Below are 16,812 nucleotides of genomic sequence, written 5' to 3' on the forward strand. Positions count from 1 at the left end.
CTGTTCGTGCCGACCAGCGGTCGGCACCTACCGGGCGTCACATTGCCGGCCAGCGGCCGGTTCTACCGGTTCTGCGTGATTTCTTCTTCCCGCACCGGTTCCGGCGGTGGCAGCTGCTCCTCGGCGGCACGTTCGTTGCCCGGCAGGGTGGGGCGGGTCTCCATCAGCAGCGACAGCGCGGCCTTGGCCATCATGTGCGCGCTGATCGGTGCGGTGATGAACAGGAACACGGTGATCAGCAGCTCGCGCGGCTGCGGGTCCTGGCCGAGGAAGATGTGGTAGCAGACCGAGCACACCAGCACGCAGCCCACGCCCAGCGTGCTGGCCTTGGTCGGCGCGTGCAGGCGCTTGAAGAAGGTCGACAGCTTCACCAGGCCCAGTGCGCCCACCAGGATGAAGAAGCAGCCGAACAGCAGCAGGATCGACAGGCCGATCTGGATGGCAGTGATCATTCGACGATGTCCCGGCGCAGCACGAACTTGCTCAGCACCACGGTGCTGCCGAAGCCGAGCATGGCGATGATCAACGCCGCCTCGAAGTAGATCGGTGAATTGAGGTACATGCCGAACAGCATCAGCTCGGCGATCGCGGTCACCGACAGGGTGTCCAGTGCGAGGATGCGGTCGGGCACGGTCGGCCCGCGCAGCAGGCGCCAGGTGGCCAGCAGCATGGCCAGGCCGACCACGTGCATGCACACCACCAGGGTGGTCTGGATGACTTCAAAACCGGTCATGGGAAGATCTCCATCAACGGCGCCTCGTAACGGCGCTTGATCGTATCGATCAGGTCCTGTGGATCCTCCAGGTGCAGCACATGCACCAGCAGGAACTTGCGGTCGTCGCTGAGCGCGGCCGAGACCGTGCCCGGGGTCAGGGTGATCATGCTGGTCAGCGCGGCGATGCCGTGGATGTTGGCGATGTCCAGCGGCAGCCAGATGAAGCCCGGGTGGATGTTCTTCTCCGGGCCCAGCACCTGCAGGGCGACGCGGATGTTGGACATCAGGATGTCCCACAGGGTCACGCACACCAGTCTGGGCAGCGGCCGCAGGGTGCCGATGCGCGCGAACTCGCGGTCCAGGCGCGCGGCGAACAGCGGCACCACCACGCCCAGCACCAGCCCCAGCACGATCTGGCCGAGGGTGAAGCTGTCGGACATCAGCAGCCAGAACGCCACCACCATGATGCTGAGCATCGGCGAGGGAATCAGGCGACGGAACAGGGAGTGCTGGGCAGTCATGGCTGGCGGATCTCCGGCGTGGTCGCGCGCAGCTGCTGCACGTACTCGCTGGGATGCCGCAGCTGTGCGGCGGTGGCGTCGGTGTAGCGCATCAACGGTGCAGCGGCCAGGGTCATGCCGATGCCGTAGGCCAGCAGCAGGCAGGCGGCGTAGAGCTCTACCCGGCGCAGGGGAGCCTTGCGCGGCTTCGGTGCTTCTGGATCGACCGGTGGCACGCGCCAGAACAGGCGGATGCCGCCGCGGGTCAGGCCCATGATCACCAGCAGGCTGCTGACCAGCACGGCGGTCCAGACCGGCCCGGTGTACTGCGCCGGCATGCCGGCCAGCAGCGCGGCCTTGGCCAGGAAGCCGGACAGTGGCGGCAGGCCGGCCACCGACACTGCCCCGATCAGGAACAGCACCGCTGGGGTTTCCTTGCCCGGCATCGGTGCCACCACTTCCTTGCGGTCGCTGGCACCGCCGCGACGACGGCGGATCAGGTCGGCGATCAGGAACAGCGCGGCGGCGACGAAGCTGCTGTGCGGCAGGTAGTACAGGCCCGCCGAGAGTACCTGCGGCGTGCCCACCGAGAAGGCGATGAACAGCGTGGCCGCCGACACGATCACCAGGTACGAGATCAGGACGCGCAGGCGGGTCGCGGCCAGTGCACCCAGGCCACCGAGCACCAGCGTCGCCACGCCGGCCCACAGCAGCCAGTCGCGGCCATAGCCGGCCATCGCGCCTGCGTCATCGCCGAACCACAGCATCTGGATGCGCAGCACCGAGTACAGGCCGACCTTGGTCATGATCGCGAACAGCGCAGCCACCGCTGCTGGCGCACGCGAATAGGCTTCCGGCAGCCACAGGTACAGCGGCATCAGCGCGGCCTTGGCGCAGAACACCAGCAGCAACAGGCCCATCGTCGCCTTCACCAGGGTCAGCTGCGCCGGCGGTACTTCGGCGATGCGCTGCGACAGCTCGGCCATGTTCAGCGAACCCAGCGTGGCGTACAGCAGGCCCAGCGCGATCAGGAACAGGGTCGAGGCGGTGACGTTGAACACCACGTAGTGCAGGCCGATGCGCATGCGCAGGCCGCGGCCACCACTGAGCAGCAGGCCGTAGGAGGCGATCAGCATCACCTCGAAGAACACGAACAGGTTGAAGATGTCGCCGGTCAGGAATGCACCGTTGAGGCCGACCAGCTGGAACTGGAACAGCGCATGGAAGTGCGGTGCGCGGCGGTCCCAACCCGAGCAGGCGTGCAGCAGGCAGGGAATGGCCAGCAGCAGGGTGGTCAGCAGCATCCACGCCGACAGCCGGTCGGCCACCAGCGCGATGCCCAGCCGCGACGGCCAGTCGCCCAGCAGGTAGACATTGATGTCACCGCCCGCGGTCGACGCGAACAGCAGGCCCACCGCCAGCGCCAGCGCCGACAGCGCGGTCCACGCGACGCCGCGCTGCACCCTGGGGCCGTAGCGGCGATGTTCGACGAACAGCGACAGCGCAGCGCCCAGCAGGGGAATCAGGATCGGCAGGATCACCAGGTGGTTCATGCGCGGTCCTCGCCCTGGCGCGGCGGCACGCGCTCATCCTGCAGGTCATCGTCGGGCTCGTGGGCGTCCACATGGTCGCTGTGGTTGTCGCTGCGGCTGCGCATGGCCAGCACGATGCTCACTGCGGTCATCGCGAAGGCGATCACGATCGCGGTCAGCACCAGCGCCTGTGGCAGCGGATCGGTGTAGTTGCCGAGGTGGCTGTCCACGCCCTCCTGCAGCACCGGCGCCTTGCCCAGCACCACGCGGCCACCGGCGAAGATCAGCAGGTTGGTGGCGTAGGACAGGAAGGTCATGCCGAGAATCACATCGAAGCTGCGCGCGCGCAGCAGCAGGTAGATGCCGATGGCGGTCAGCACGCCGATCGCGGTCGCAAGGGCCAGTTCCATCAGTGCATCTCCCCGGTGCGGGCCGAACGGCGTTGCAGGTCGATCTCGCCCTTGCGGGCGGTGCGGGTACGCGAGGGCTTGATCGTGCCCATCATCGACAGCATCAGCATGGCGCCGCCGAACACCACCAGGTAGACGCCGATGTCGAAACCGATCGCACTGGCCAGCGGCACGTCGCCGATCAGCGGCAGGTGCAGATCGAGGTGGCCGCTGGTGAGGAACGGCACGCCGAAAAGCATCGAGGCACTGCCGCTGAGCAGGGCGATCAGCAGGCCCATGCCGATGCAGCGGATGTAATCGAAGCCGAAGCGCGATTCCACCGATGCGGTGCCCTGGATCACGTACTGAATCAGCAGCGGCACCGCCAGCACCAGGCCGGCGATGAAGCCACCACCCGGCGCGTTGTGGCCGCGCAGGAACAGGAAGATCGATACGGTCAGGGTCAGCGGGAACATGATCTGGGCCAGGTCGGCTGGTACCGGCAGCTTGATCGGAGGGCCGGGCATGATCTGCTCCGGTGCCATCCGCGTGCGCCGCAGCAGGGCATGCACCACCAGCGCGGCGATGCCGAACACGGTGATCTCGCCGAAGGTATCGAAGCCGCGGAAGTCGACCAGGATCACGTTGACCACGTTCTGGCCATAGGCCTCGGGCAGGGCACGGGCGAGCAGTTCGCCGGCCATGGTGTTCGGCGGCAGGGTCATCGCCGAATAGGCCAGCGCACCCAGGCCGGCGCCGGCGATGATCGCGATCACCGCATCGCGGCGCTTGCGCCAGCGCGGACGTTCCGGCCCGGACTGCGCCGGCAGGTAGTTCATGCCCAGCAGCATCAGCACCAGGGTGACCATCTCCACCAGCAGCTGGGTCAGGGCCAGGTCGGGTGCGGACAGGAACACGAAGGTCAGCGCCACCATCAGGCCGACGCCGCCGACCAGCAGCACCGCCAGCAGGCGCTGCTTGTAGATGCGCAGGGTGGCGCCCGCACAGGCCATCATCACCAGCCACAGCGCCCAGCCCAGCAGGGGAACCGGCTGCGGCGCGGTCCAGTTCGGCGAGGCCGGATTGGCCACGAACGGCGCGGCGGCGACCATGATCGCCACCAGCACCAGGCCCAGCAGCATGCGCTGCAGGCTGCCATTGGCGATGCCGTTGGTCAGGCGCATGGCCAGTGCGGACACGGCGTCCAGCTGTGCATGGAACACATTGCGGCCAGTGCTGACATTGGTCACGGCATGCAGGTTGATCATCTTGCGCAGGCCGAAGTACAGCGCCACACCGCCGACCACGCCGATGGCGCTCATCGCCAGCGGCAGGTTGAAGCCGTGCCATACCGCCAGGCTGTACTCGGGCATGGCACTGCCGAGGATCGACGCCGCAGCGGCATGCAGCACCGGCGCCACGGTCAGTGCCGGGGCGATGCCTACTGCCACGCAGATCACCACCAGCAGTTCCACCGGTACCTTCATCCAGCGCGGCGGCTCATGCGGCACGCGGTCCAGGTCGTGCGGGCCGGGGCCAAAGAAGGTGTCGTGCACGAAGCGCAGGCTGTAGGCCACGCCGAACACGCCGGCCAGCAGCGCGGCGATCGACACCGCCGTGCGCATGATCCCCGGGCCGCCGGCCGTGATCGCCTCGGCAAACAGCATTTCCTTGGACAGGAAGCCGTTGAGCAGCGGGATGCCGGCCATCGCCAGCGAGGCAATGATCGCCAGCGCGCTGGTGAACGGCATCAGCCTGCGCAGGCCGCCCAGCTTGCGCATGTCGCGGGTGCCGGTCTCATGGTCGATGATGCCGGCGGCCATGAACAGCGAGGCCTTGAAGGTGGCGTGGTTGAGGATGTGGAACACACCGGCCACCACCGCCATCGGCGTGGACAGGCCGAACAGCAGGGTGATCAGGCCCAGATGGGAAATGGTCGAGTACGCCAGCAGGCCCTTCAGATCGTGCTGGAAGATCGCATTCCAGGCGCCGATCAGCAGGGTCAGTGCGCCGATGCCGCTGACCGTGTAGAAGAACAGGTCGCTGCCGGCCAGTGCCGGATGCAGCCGCGCCAGCAGGAACACGCCGGCCTTTACCATGGTGGCCGAGTGCAGGTACGCCGAGACCGGGGTCGGCGCCGCCATCGCGTGCGGCAGCCAGAAGTGGAACGGGAACTGCGCGCTCTTGGTGAAGATGCCGGCCAGTACCAGGAACAGGGCGTAGGGGTACAGCGCGCTGGCGCGGATCTGCTCGCCAGCGGCCAGCACCACGTCCAGGTCGAAGCTGCCGACGATGCGGCCGATCAGCAGCACGCCACCGAGCAGGGCCAGGCCACCGCCACCGGTGATCACCAGCGCCATGCGTGCGCCTTCGCGGGCGTCCTGGCGGTGCGACCAGAAGCCGATCAGCAGGAACGAGCTGATGCTGGTCATCTCCCAGAAGATCATCAGCAACAGCAGGTTGCCCGACAGCACCATCCCCAGCATGGCGCCCATGAACAGCAGCAGGTAGCAGTAGAAGCGGTGCGCGTTGTCCTGCTGGCTCAGGTAGTAGCGCGCATACAGCACCACCAGGGCGCCGATGCCGAGCACCAGCCCGGCGAACATCCAGGCCAGCCCGTCCAGGCGCAGGGTGAAGTCCAGGCCGATCTGTGGCAGCCAGGGCACCAGGGTGCGAACCACCTGGCCATCGAGCACGGACGGCGTGAGCCAGCCGAGGATGGCCAGCCCGCCCAACGGCGCCAGCGCCGCCAGCCAGGCAGCAGTCGAGCGCGAACTACGGGGGAAGGCCGCAACAGCCGCTGCCATCAGGAACGGCAGGGCCAGCAGCAGGGGCAGGCTGGGGAGCATGCAGGGAATCCATGATTCACGAGCAGGTCAGGGAGGATAACAGGCTGCGAAATGTCGCTGAAACCCATCGAACAGCGATCAATTGCATGTAACGTTCGCTGATTCATTTTTTCTGCGGCGCAACATCACGTTCCTGCGGTCCCTCCCGGGTTGCTCTCGGGGGACACCCTACGCCCACGCAGGGAGACCGCAGGCCCTGTCGCACAGGGGCTGCCGTCAACGGACGGGAAGCGGGGAGCGAGTCACCGGCGCAGGCTGGCAGGGCCACCGTGGAGTGTGGGTGATGGAATTCGCCCGTTCAGGAAACGACGGCCGCTGTCGGCCGCCCGCGATCAGTAGCGCCAGTCGAGCTTGCGATAGAACTTGGCCATCACCCAGGCCGGGCCGATCAGCAGGTAGGTCAGGTCGGTCAGGAAGCTGGGCTTGCGACCCTCGAACGTGTGGCCGATGAACTGCGCGACCCAGGCCACCACGAACACGCCCACCGCCAGCCAGCGCAGCGCATGCAGGCCGATCTCGGCCTCCAGCAGGCGGCACAGGCAGCCGAACACGAAGAACTGGATGAGCATGCCGATGCCCAGCGGGCGCGACAGCTTGTTGTAGAAGCACCAGGCGCTGAACATCGCGAACGCCGACCAGATGCCGTACTGGAACCAGGTGATCAGCGGCGGCAGGCACCACAGCAGGGCCACCACCGACCACAGGATCGCCGGAACCGCCACCACGTGGATGCGCTGGTTGATCACATTGCGATGGTCGTCGGAGTAGCTGGCGAAATAGCGGTCGATCGGCCGCGCAAGCTCGGTGGATGTCTGCATGCGGCCAGCATACTCCCGCCAGGGCCGACAGTAGAGCCAGGCCATGCCTGGCTGCGGATTCGCCGAGGTAGCCGGCCAGCGGCCGGCACTACCCCTTCAGAGTGCCCCCGCCTGTCCGGCCGGGGGCGCAGGCGGATCAGTCGACGCTGATCCCGGCCAGGCGCTGCAGTGCCTCGGCGTACTTGGCGCGGGTGCGCTCGATGATCTCGGCCGGGATGGTCGGGCCCGGGGCGGTCTTGCCCCAGTCCAGCGTCTCCAGGTAATCGCGCACGAACTGCTTGTCGTAGCTCGGCGGGCTGGTACCCACTTCGTACTCGTCGGCCGGCCAGTAACGCGAGGAATCCGGCGTCAGCATCTCGTCCATGATGTACAGGCGGCCATCGGCGTCGGTACCGAACTCGAACTTGGTGTCGGCGAGGAGGATGCCGCGTTCGCGGGCGTAATCGGCGGCGAACTTGTAGATGCGCAGGGTGGCGTCGCGCACGCGCTCGGCCAGGTCCGCACCGACCTGCTTCACCATCGCGTCGAAATCGATGTTCTCGTCGTGGTCGCCGACGGCGGCCTTGGTCGAGGGGGTGAAGATCGGCTCGGGCAGCTGCTCGGCCTGGCGCAGGCCGTCGGGCAGATCGATGCCGCTGACCTTGCCGGTGCGCTGGTAATCCTTCCAGCCGCTGCCGATCAGGTAGCCGCGGGCGATCGCTTCCACCGGCACCGGCTTCAGCTTGCGGGTGACCACCGCGCGCTTGGCATACAGGGCCGGGTCCACGCCTTCGGGCAGCACGCTGGCCACGTCGATGCCGGTCAGGTGGTTGGGCATCAGGTGCGCGGTCTTGGCGAACCAGAAGTTGGAGACCAGGCAGAGCATCTCGCCCTTGCCCGGGATCGGGTCGGGCAGGACCACGTCGAACGCCGACAGGCGATCGGTGGCCACCATCAGCAGGTAGTCGCCCGGCGGCGTCCCTGCAGGCAGCCGCTCGCGCGGGATATCGAACACATCACGCACCTTGCCGCGATGGCGCAAGGGCAGGCCGGGGAGATCGGATTGCAACAGCGTGGTTGGCACGGGCACTCCTGGGGCGTTGTCGATACGGCTGCCCAGCGGACCCGGCGGGCCCGCTGACCAGCGGGCGGCCTAGTGTAAAGCGGTCCGGGCCCGCTGTGACGTAAAATGAGCATCCATTTCGCCGGTCGACCCTGGGGCGCCATGCGCTGGTACGGAAAACTGCTCGGTTTCATCGCCGGGGCCCTGCTGTTCCGGCCCAATCCGCTGTTCGGCGCGGTAGTCGGCCTGTTGATCGGCCATGCCTTTGATTCGGACTGGTTCCGCCTGAACAAGGAGAACCCGTACCGGGAGCTGGGGCTGACCTCCGAGGCCACCGATGCCGAGATCGAGCGCGCCTACCGAAAGCTGATCTCGCAGTACCACCCCGACAAGCTTGGCGGCGCCGCCCCCGAGCTGCAGCAGCAGGCCGAGCAGAAGTCGCGGCGCATCAACGCCGCCTACGACCGCATCAAGACCCTGCGCAAGCGCTGATCCGACAGTCCCGCCTGCGGGCGGGAGAATCCTTTCCCCGTTCCGAAGGCCCCGGCCATGTCCAACTGCCTCATCGCCCCGTCCATTCTCTCTGCCAACTTCGCCCGTCTCGGCGAGGAAGTCGACAACGTCCTCGCCGCCGGCGCGGACTGGGTCCACTTCGACGTGATGGACAACCACTACGTGCCGAACCTGACCATCGGCCCGATGGTCTGCCAGGCGCTGCGCAAGCACGGCGTGACCGCGCCGATCGACGTGCACCTGATGGTCGAGCCGGTGGACCGCATCATCCCGGACTTCGCCGAGGCCGGTGCCACCTACATCAGCTTCCATCCGGAGGCGAGCCGCCACGTGCACCGCACCATCCAGCTGATCCGCTCGCTGGGCTGCAAGCCGGGCATCGTGCTCAATCCGGCCACCCCGGTGGACATCCTCGACTGGGTGCTGGATGACCTGGACCTGGTGCTGCTGATGTCGGTCAACCCGGGCTTCGGCGGCCAGGCCTTCATCCCCTCGGCGCTGGACAAGCTGCGCGTGGTGCGCAAGATGATCGATGCCAGCGGCAAGGACATCCGCCTGGAGATCGACGGTGGCGTGAAAGCCGACAACATCGGTGAGATCGCCGCCGCCGGCGCTGACACCTTCGTTGCCGGTTCGGCCATCTTCAACGCCAGGACCAGCTACCAGGACGTGATCGCGCAGATGCGCGCGAACGTTGCTGCGGCAAGGGGCTGAGCCATGGGTACGGTGGCCGTGTTGAACATCCGCCCGGCCACCGTGGCCGACGCTGGCCTGATCCTGCGCTTCATCCGCGAACTGGCCATCTACGAGAAGGCCGAGCATTCGGTGCAGACCGATGAGATCGGTATTGCCGAAAGCCTGTTCGGTGCCGATGCGACTGCCCGCGCGTTGATCTGCGAAGCCGACGGTGAGGCCATCGGCTATGCGGTGTATTTCTACAACTACTCCACCTGGCTGGGCCGCAAGGGCATCTACCTGGAAGACCTCTACATCAGCCCGGAGAAGCGCGGCGGCGGCGCCGGCAAGGCACTGCTGAAGTACATCGCCCGCCAGGCCGTGGCCGAAGGCTGCGGTCGTTTCGAATGGTCGGTGCTGGACTGGAACACCCCGGCCATCGAGTTCTACACCGCCGCCGGCGCAAAGCCGCAGGACGAGTGGACCGTGTACCGGCTGCAGGGCCAGGCGCTGCACGATTTCGCCAACGGTTGACGTGAAATGCATCCACGCATGGCGTGGATCTACGGCCGGCAAAAAAAAGGCCACGCCAATCACTGGCGTGGCCTCGCTGCATGCGCGGGAGGCTGATCCTGCCTCCATCCGTCGTCCCTGCTATGGACTCCCATTCTCCAGCAGCTGAATGACATCTGCGTGACATTCACCGCGGGCAAACAGCGCATTGCTAGCCTGTGCCACCGCATCCCTGGAAGCTCTGCATGACCACCCCGCGCTGGCGCCTGATCCTCAACGGCAAATCCGCCGGCAACGATGAGTTGCGCGACGCCGTCGGCCATTGGCGCGGACAGGGCGTGCAGCTGGAAGTGCGGGTGACCTGGGAAGACGGTGACGCCGAACGCTACGTGGCCGAGGCGATCGATCATGGCGTGGACGTGATCGTGGCCGCCGGTGGCGATGGCACGCTCAGTGCGGTGGCCGAGACACTGGCACATCGTGAGGAGCCGGCAGATGCGCTGCCCTCGCTGGCGCTGATTCCGATGGGGACCGCCAACGATTTCGCGACTGCTGCCGGCATTCCCACTGAGCCGAAGGAGGCCTTCGCCTTGATCGGGCAGGCGACGCCGCACGCCATTGACCTGTTGCGCGTGGACGCCGATGGCACGCAATGGTGGTGCGCCAATCTCGCCAGCGGTGGCTTCGGCACGCAGGTGACGGTGGAGACCGATGCCGGCCTGAAGAAGATGCTGGGCGGGCTGGCCTATGTGATCACCGGCATCGCCAAGCTGGGCCGCATCGAGCCGATCACCGCGCGGCTGTCCGGCCCGGATTTCGCGTGGGAAGGCGACTTCATCGCCCTGGGCATCGGCAATGGCCGGCAGGCCGGCGGTGGCCAGCAGTTGTGCCCGCAGGCCATGATCGACGATGGGCTGCTGGATGTCACCGTGCTTCCGGAACTGGAGGGTGAGGTCACCGCCACGCTCGGCCAGATGCTGAAGTCGGGCACCCAGGCGGCGCTGGAACAGCTGGCCACGCGTGCGCGGCTGCCGTGGCTGCAGGTGGAGTCCGAGCGCCCGTTGACCCTCAACCTGGACGGCGAACCAGTCCAGGCCCGCCAGTTCCGCATCGAGTGCGTGCCGGGCAGGGTGCGCATGCACCTGCCGGTCGGTTGCCCGTTGCTGGCGGGGTAGGCGGGGTAGAGTCGACTGTTAGTCGACTTACGCGTGTAGCGCCGGTTTTACCGTCGGGACGAAGAGCAGTCGACTAACAGTCGACTCCACCGGTTCCCGCGCCGGTCCCCCACCGGTCCCCGCCATGAGCCCTGTGCTTTCCCGTGGTTCAGTTTCCCAGGGTTCCCCTCCCGCCCCGGCTGCGATACAGTCAGGGGGTGTCCAGCCTGACGACCCCGCATACCCTTTCTTCCGCACGCCGTTGGTGGCGATGGTGGCCCGTTGCCGTCGTCCGCCCCCATAACGCTGTGTCCCGGAAGGAAAGTCGTCTTGAACTCGCACGCTCAGTTTCAGCAGCAGGCCGCTGAAGGCCACACCCACATTCCCGTCGTCCGTGAAGTGCTGTCCGACCTGGACACGCCGCTTTCGGTCTATCTGAAGCTCGCCGACGGCCCCAATACCTACCTGTTTGAATCCGTCGAAGGCGGCGAGCGCTTTGGTCGTTACTCGATCATCGGCCTGCCGGCGCGTCGCGTGTACGCCTTCCATGGCCACACGCTGACTGTGCGCGAAGACGGCCAGGTGGCGGACACCCGCGAAGTGGCCGACCCGTTCGCCGAAGTCGAGGCGCTGCGCAGCGCCCACTCGGTGCCGAAGCTGGAAGGCCTGCCGGGCTTCACCGGTGGCCTGGTCGGCTGGTTCGGTTTCGAGTGCATCGGCTACATCGAGCCGCGCCTGGCCCCGCCGGCCGGCCGCGATGAGCTGGGCACGCCGGACATCCTGCTGCTGGATTCCAACGAGCTGGCGGTGTTCGACAATCTCAAGGGCCGGCTGTACCTGATCGTGCACGCCGACCCACGGGTCGAGGGCGCCTTCGAGCAGGCCCAGGCACGCCTGGATGTGCTGACTGCCAAGCTGCGCGCGCCCGGCGCCGGTTATCCCGCACCGCTCAACAGCGACGTGCTGGACGAGTCCGACTTCGTCTCCGGCTTCACCCGCGAAGGCTTCGTCGATGCGGTCCAGCGCAGCAAGGAATACATCCGCGCCGGTGACATCTTCCAGGTGGTGCTCAGCCAGCGCCTGAGCGTGCCGTTCAAGGCGCGCCCGGTGGATGTGTACCGCGCGCTGCGTGCGCTGAACCCGTCGCCGTACATGTACTTCCTGGATGTCGGCGACCTGCAGGTGGTCGGTTCATCGCCGGAAATCCTGGTACGCCTTCAGGACGGCGAAGTCACCGTGCGCCCGATCGCCGGCACCCGCCCGCGTGGCGCCACGCCCGAGCTGGACCTGGCGCTGGAAGCCGAGCTGCTGGCCGATCCGAAGGAACGCGCCGAGCACCTGATGCTGATCGACCTGGGCCGCAACGATGCCGGCCGCGTCTCGAAGGCAGGTACCGTGGAGGTGGGCGAGCAGTTCGTGATCGAACGCTACAGCCACGTGATGCACATCGTCAGCGAAGTGACCGGGCAGCTGCAGCCGGGCCTGAGCTATGCCGACGTGCTGCGTGCCACCTTCCCGGCTGGCACGGTCAGCGGCGCGCCGAAGATCCGCGCGCTGGAAGTGATCCGCGAGCTGGAACCGATCAAGCGCAATGTCTACGCCGGCAGCATCGGCTACATCGGCTGGCACGGCGATGCCGATACCGCGATCGCGATCCGCACCGCGGTGATCAAGGACGGCCGCCTGTACGTGCAGGCCGGCGCCGGCATCGTCTACGACTCGGACCCGGACAAGGAATGGGATGAGACGATGAACAAGGGCCGCGCGCTGTTCCGCGCCGTCGCCCAGGCCGCCAAGGGCCTGTGATCCTCCCCGTGCCGTGGCCTGCGCCGCGGCACCTTCCGCTGTTCCCATTCAAGACAAGGAGTACCGCATGAAGCTGCTGAGCGCATTGCTGTGGTCGTCACTGCTGGCCACGATGGCCCCGTCTGCGTGGGCGCAGGCCAACACGATTCCCTCGCAGCCGCACCTGCTGGTGAAGGGGCAGGGCAGCCGCACGGTGATGCCGGACCGGTTCGGCCTGCAGTTGAACATCGAAGAGACCGACATGGACGCCGACGCCGCGCGCCGCCGCGTGCAGGACAACGTTGCCCGCGTGCTGGCACTGTTCAAGCAGCACAAGGCGGTGGACGGCAGCGTGCGTGCGGACAACCTGCGGATCGGCCCGGCCACGCGCTATGAGCAGAACCGGCAGGTCTTCATCGGTACCCGTGTATCGCGCCAGCTGCGTGCCAGCTTCGCCAGCGTGAAGGCGATGCAGGATGTGCTGGGGGCGTTGAAGGCCAACGAGAACGTACAGGTGAGCAGCCTGGCGCCGACCTATTCGGGCGAAGTGGCGCTGCGCCGCGAACTCAAGGGCGAGGCAGCGGCCCAGACCCGCGAGTCCGCGCAGGGCCTGGCCAAGGCCTATGGAACAAGAGTGCGTGGCCTGTACAGCATCTCCGATGTGGCGCCGGACTTCGCCTACGGCATCCGGGCCGGGCAATGGCCCCAGCAGGGCGAGGACGGCGGGGACCTCGACAGGATCTCGGTGACCGGCAGCTACGCGCCCGCCTCCGCGCCCGCGCCCGCTGAGCCCGAATCCATTGAAGCCGGCCCCATCACCTACACCGAAAACGTGTACGCCATTTTCCTGATAAGCGACGGAACCTGACCATGTTGTGGATGATCGACAACTACGACAGCTTCACCTACAACCTCGTGCAGTACCTGCAGACGCTGGGCGCCGAAGTGAAGGTGGTGCGCAACGATGTGATGAGCGTGGACGAGATCGCCGCGCAGAAGCCCGAGCGCATCGTCATTTCGCCCGGCCCGTGCACCCCCAACGAAGCGGGCGTTTCGCTGGAGCTGATCGAACGCCTGGGCCCGACCACGCCGATCCTCGGCGTGTGCCTGGGCCACCAGGGCATCGGCCAGGTCTACGGCGGCACCGTCATCCGCGCCGGCAACATCATGCACGGCAAGACCTCGCCGATCCGCCATGAAGGCAAGGGCGTGTTCGCCGGCCTGCCGGACCGCTACCAGGCCACCCGCTACCACTCGCTGGTGGTGGACAAGAACAGTCTGCCCGACTGCCTGGAAGTGACCGCCTGGACCGAGAACGAGGACGGCTCGATCGAAGAGATCATGGGCCTGCGCCACCGCCAGTTCCCGGTGGAAGGCGTGCAGTTCCACCCCGAATCCATCCTCACCGAACACGGCCACGCGCTGCTGCGCAATTTCCTCCAGCGCCCGGCGGCCTGATCCAAGGAGCATACCCATGAGCTTCTCCCCCCAGGAAGCCCTGCATCGCACCATCGAGCACCGCGAAATCTTCTTCGACGAAATGGTCGACCTGATGCGGCAGATCATGCGCGGCGATGTGTCTCCGATGATGACCGCCGCGATCCTCACCGGCCTGCGCGTGAAGAAGGAGACCGTGGACGAAATCGCCGCGGCGGCCACCGTGATGCGTGAATTCGCCCGGCCAGTGCCGGTGGCCGATACCTCCAACCTGGTTGATATCGTCGGTACCGGTGGCGATGGCTCGCACACCTTCAACATCTCCACCTGCTCGATGTTCGTCGCGGCCGCCGCCGGCGCGCGCGTGGCCAAGCATGGCAATCGCAGCGTGTCGTCCAAGTCCGGCAGTGCCGATGCGCTGGAAGCGCTGGGCGCGGTGATCGAACTGCAGCCGGATCAGGTGGCCGCGGCCATCGAGCGGACCGGCATCGGCTTCATGTTTGCGCCGATCCATCATCCGTCGATGAAGGTGGTCGCGCCGGTACGCCGCGAGATGGGCGTGCGCACCATCTTCAACATCCTCGGCCCGCTGACCAATCCGGCCAGCGCGCCGTCTGTGCTGATGGGCGTGTTCCATCCCGATCTGGTGGGCATCCAGGCCCGCGTGCTGCGCGAACTGGGCACCGAGCGCGCGATGGTGGTCTGGGGCCGCGACAACATGGACGAGATCTCGCTGGGGGCGGGCACCCTGGTGGGCGAGCTGCGCGACGGCAAGGTCCGCGAGTACGAGATCCACCCGGAAGACTTCGGCATCGCCATGTCGGCCAGCCGCAACCTGCGCGTGGACGGCCCGGAACAGTCCATCCAGATGCTGCGCGCGGTGCTGGACAACGAGCCGGGCCCGGCGCTGGACATCGTGGCGCTCAATGCCGGTGCCGCCCTGTACGTTGCCGGCGTGGCCAGCGATATCGGCGATGGCCTGGCCCGTGCCCGTGCCGCCATCGCCAATGGCAGCGCCCGCCAGCGCCTGCAGCAGTATGTGGAAACCACCCGCGCGCTGGTTGCCTGAGCGCGCGGTTCAGCCTGACCCCGTCGATGGCCCGATAATGGCCGTCCTCACCGCCCCCGCACCGACCCGAAGACGATGAGCGACATCCTGCAGACGATCCTGGCCCGCAAGGCCGAAGAAGTGGCCCAGCGCCGCGCCCAGCGCCCGCTCGAGGAGCTTCAGGCCGCCGCGGCCAGCGCCCCGCCGGTACGCGGCTTCGTGCGCGCGCTGCAGGCGGCGGTGGCCAATGGCGACCCGGCGGTGATCGCCGAGGTGAAGAAGGCCAGCCCGTCCAAGGGTGTGATCCGCCCGGACTTCCGCCCGGCCGACATCGCCGTCAGCTACGAATTCGGCGGTGCCAGCTGCCTGTCGGTGCTGACCGACGTGGACTTCTTCCAGGGTGCCGACGCCTACCTGCAGCAGGCCCGCGAGGCCTGCACGCTGCCGGTGCTGCGCAAGGACTTCGTGATCGACGCCTACCAGGTGTACGAAGCGCGCGTGCTGGGCGCCGACTGCATCCTGCTGATCGTGGCCGCGCTGGACGACACCCAGCTGGCCACCTTGTCCGAACTGGCGCTGTCGCTGGGCATGGACGTGCTGGTGGAAGTGCACGACATCGACGAACTGGAGCGTGCGCTGCAGGTGCCGGCACCGATGATCGGCATCAACAACCGCAACCTGCGCACCTTCGAGGTGTCGCTGCAGACCACGCTGGACATGCAGCAGGCCGTGCCGCGCGACCGCCTGCTGGTCACCGAGAGTGGCATCCTGGGGCCGCAGGACGTGGCGCTGATGCGTGATGCCGGCATCCACGCGTTCCTGGTGGGCGAGGCCTTCATGCGCGTGGAAGAGCCGGGCGAGGGCCTGCGTCAGCTATTCTTCGCGGCATGAAAACGCACTATCCGACGCCGCGCGAGGATGCGCCGCTGGTGGTCTTCGACTTCGACCACACCCTCTACGACGGCGATTCGGGCACCCATCTGTTCGCCTCGCTGATCAAGCGCAACCCGTTGCGCATGCTGGCGGCGCTGCTGGTCACGCCGATCGCCGGGCCGATGGTGGCGCTGCTGCCGACCCGTCGTGCCGGCATTTCGGTCTACGTGTGGATCGGCAGTTTCGGCCTGCACCGTGCGCGCGATTTCAACAAGGTGATCGACGCCTATGTGCTGCGCAACGAGGCGCAGATGCGCGCCAAGCTGCTGCCGCAGGCGCTGGAGGTGTTCGCCGCGCACCGGGCCAAGGGCGACCGCGTGGTGGTTGCCACAGGTGCGCCGCCGGAGCTTGCACGCGCGATCCTGGCCTTCGTGGCCCATCAGGATGTGCCGGTGATCGGTACCGAGGTCGGCCCACGGCTGGGCGGCGTCGGTCCAACCCGTCACTGCCACAACGAAGAGAAAATGCGCATGCTGCGCGAGCGCGGCTACGGCGATATTGATATCGCCTACTCCGACAGCACCGCCGACCTGCCGCTGCTGCTGGCGGCCAAGGCACCGGTGGTGGTGAACCCGAAGCCGGGCCGGGTGGCGTTCTTCCGCCGCGTGCTGCCCGCCGGCACCCGCATCCTCAACTGGGGCTGCGTGGACCGTGGTGGCGACAAGGCCTGATCCAAGGGTCAGATCCCCGAAGGGGCTCTGACCCCATCTCACGGTGAATGATCCGCCGGGCATGGCCTGGCGCGACCGGAAAACGCGCGGGTAGCGCCGGGCCAAGCCCGGCAAGCGCTAAGCGGCCCAGATGCCCGTAAAACCCGTGGCCGATCTGGAAAAGGCTGATGCCCAGCACCAGCACGCCCACCGCCCCCAGCACCCAGCGCTCCGGGACCCCCTTGACCCGGAGAGCCGC

Annotated in this window: 18 protein-coding genes and 1 pseudogene; 10 read left to right on the forward strand and 9 right to left on the reverse strand. The window is 67.2% G+C overall.

Going from position 1 to position 16,812, the window contains the following annotated elements; translation table 11 throughout:
* Positions 1-62 precede the first annotated feature (62 nt).
* From R5H29_RS04975 to R5H29_RS05010, 8 genes are all read right to left on the reverse strand, one after another.
* The gene (locus tag R5H29_RS04975) at positions 63-452 is read right to left on the reverse strand and encodes a Na+/H+ antiporter subunit G (protein ID WP_019661520.1); all 390 of its coding nucleotides are present in this window, start codon (positions 450-452) and stop codon (positions 63-65) included.
* Complete coding sequence (locus R5H29_RS04980) at positions 449-733, reverse strand: K+/H+ antiporter subunit F (protein WP_005411334.1); 285 nt, start codon at positions 731-733, stop codon at positions 449-451. Before R5H29_RS04980 ends, R5H29_RS04975 begins: the two co-directional genes overlap by 4 nt.
* The gene (locus R5H29_RS04985; protein ID WP_021202662.1) at positions 730-1,236 is read right to left on the reverse strand and encodes a Na+/H+ antiporter subunit E; all 507 of its coding nucleotides are present in this window, start codon (positions 1,234-1,236) and stop codon (positions 730-732) included. The genes R5H29_RS04980 and R5H29_RS04985 overlap by 4 nt, the downstream gene beginning before the upstream one ends.
* The gene (locus tag R5H29_RS04990) at positions 1,233-2,768 is read right to left on the reverse strand and encodes a monovalent cation/H+ antiporter subunit D (protein ID WP_332328861.1); all 1,536 of its coding nucleotides are present in this window, start codon (positions 2,766-2,768) and stop codon (positions 1,233-1,235) included. The genes R5H29_RS04985 and R5H29_RS04990 overlap by 4 nt, the downstream gene beginning before the upstream one ends.
* The gene (locus tag R5H29_RS04995) at positions 2,765-3,157 is read right to left on the reverse strand and encodes a Na+/H+ antiporter subunit C (protein ID WP_005419863.1); all 393 of its coding nucleotides are present in this window, start codon (positions 3,155-3,157) and stop codon (positions 2,765-2,767) included. The genes R5H29_RS04990 and R5H29_RS04995 overlap by 4 nt, the downstream gene beginning before the upstream one ends.
* Positions 3,157-5,985 (reverse strand): monovalent cation/H+ antiporter subunit A, encoded by a 2,829-nt coding sequence (locus R5H29_RS05000; RefSeq protein ID WP_332328862.1) that lies wholly within the window; start codon positions 5,983-5,985, stop codon positions 3,157-3,159. Before R5H29_RS05000 ends, R5H29_RS04995 begins: the two co-directional genes overlap by 1 nt.
* A gap of 332 nt (positions 5,986-6,317) precedes the next feature.
* A complete protein-coding gene (locus tag R5H29_RS05005; RefSeq protein WP_164144959.1) occupies positions 6,318-6,803 on the reverse strand; it encodes a DUF962 domain-containing protein in 486 nt (161 codons plus the stop codon).
* Between the two features lie 136 nt (positions 6,804-6,939).
* Positions 6,940-7,866 (reverse strand): phosphoribosylaminoimidazolesuccinocarboxamide synthase, encoded by a 927-nt coding sequence (locus tag R5H29_RS05010; protein WP_332328863.1) that lies wholly within the window; start codon positions 7,864-7,866, stop codon positions 6,940-6,942.
* A 141-nt stretch (positions 7,867-8,007) separates the two neighbouring features.
* On the opposite strand from R5H29_RS05010, the gene R5H29_RS05015 reads away from it, so the two are divergent.
* From R5H29_RS05015 to R5H29_RS05060, 10 genes are all read left to right on the forward strand, one after another.
* The gene (locus tag R5H29_RS05015; RefSeq protein WP_008265098.1) at positions 8,008-8,337 is read left to right on the forward strand and encodes a DnaJ family molecular chaperone; all 330 of its coding nucleotides are present in this window, start codon (positions 8,008-8,010) and stop codon (positions 8,335-8,337) included.
* A gap of 57 nt (positions 8,338-8,394) precedes the next feature.
* Entirely contained in the window at positions 8,395-9,072 is a 678-nt protein-coding gene (gene rpe / locus R5H29_RS05020; RefSeq protein ID WP_006474082.1) for a ribulose-phosphate 3-epimerase, read from the forward strand.
* A 12-nt stretch (positions 9,073-9,084) separates the two neighbouring features.
* On the forward strand, positions 9,085-9,567 hold the full coding sequence (locus tag R5H29_RS05025) for a GNAT family N-acetyltransferase (protein ID WP_026347198.1): 483 nt from the start codon (positions 9,085-9,087) through the stop codon (positions 9,565-9,567).
* A gap of 224 nt (positions 9,568-9,791) precedes the next feature.
* Positions 9,792-10,721 carry a lipid kinase YegS gene (yegS, locus tag R5H29_RS05030; protein WP_164144958.1) on the forward strand — a complete coding sequence of 310 codons (930 nt, stop codon included), beginning with the start codon at positions 9,792-9,794 and terminating at the stop codon, positions 10,719-10,721.
* Between the two features lie 309 nt (positions 10,722-11,030).
* A complete protein-coding gene (gene trpE / locus R5H29_RS05035) occupies positions 11,031-12,506 on the forward strand; it encodes an anthranilate synthase component I (protein ID WP_332328864.1) in 1,476 nt (491 codons plus the stop codon).
* A 67-nt stretch (positions 12,507-12,573) separates the two neighbouring features.
* Positions 12,574-13,353 carry an SIMPL domain-containing protein gene (locus R5H29_RS05040; RefSeq protein WP_021202668.1) on the forward strand — a complete coding sequence of 260 codons (780 nt, stop codon included), beginning with the start codon at positions 12,574-12,576 and terminating at the stop codon, positions 13,351-13,353.
* Between the two features lie 2 nt (positions 13,354-13,355).
* Positions 13,356-13,943, forward strand: coding sequence for an aminodeoxychorismate/anthranilate synthase component II (locus R5H29_RS05045; RefSeq protein ID WP_019661509.1), 588 nt, complete (start codon positions 13,356-13,358; stop codon positions 13,941-13,943).
* Between the two features lie 16 nt (positions 13,944-13,959).
* Positions 13,960-14,991 carry an anthranilate phosphoribosyltransferase gene (gene trpD, locus R5H29_RS05050; protein WP_111113252.1) on the forward strand — a complete coding sequence of 344 codons (1,032 nt, stop codon included), beginning with the start codon at positions 13,960-13,962 and terminating at the stop codon, positions 14,989-14,991.
* Positions 14,992-15,066: 75 nt separating this feature from the next.
* Positions 15,067-15,861 carry an indole-3-glycerol phosphate synthase TrpC gene (gene trpC / locus R5H29_RS05055; RefSeq protein ID WP_019661507.1) on the forward strand — a complete coding sequence of 265 codons (795 nt, stop codon included), beginning with the start codon at positions 15,067-15,069 and terminating at the stop codon, positions 15,859-15,861.
* Positions 15,858-16,574, forward strand: coding sequence for a haloacid dehalogenase-like hydrolase (locus R5H29_RS05060; protein ID WP_019661506.1), 717 nt, complete (start codon positions 15,858-15,860; stop codon positions 16,572-16,574). The genes trpC and R5H29_RS05060 overlap by 4 nt, the downstream gene beginning before the upstream one ends.
* Before the next feature lie 121 nt (positions 16,575-16,695).
* Here R5H29_RS05060 and R5H29_RS05065 read toward each other — a convergent pair.
* Positions 16,696-16,812: pseudogene (locus R5H29_RS05065) on the reverse strand (sulfite exporter TauE/SafE family protein); the annotation flags it as partial.

The sequence above is a fragment of the Stenotrophomonas sp. A3_2 genome (genome assembly GCF_036624925.1).
In the GTDB taxonomy this organism is placed as follows: domain Bacteria; phylum Pseudomonadota; class Gammaproteobacteria; order Xanthomonadales; family Xanthomonadaceae; genus Stenotrophomonas; species Stenotrophomonas hibiscicola.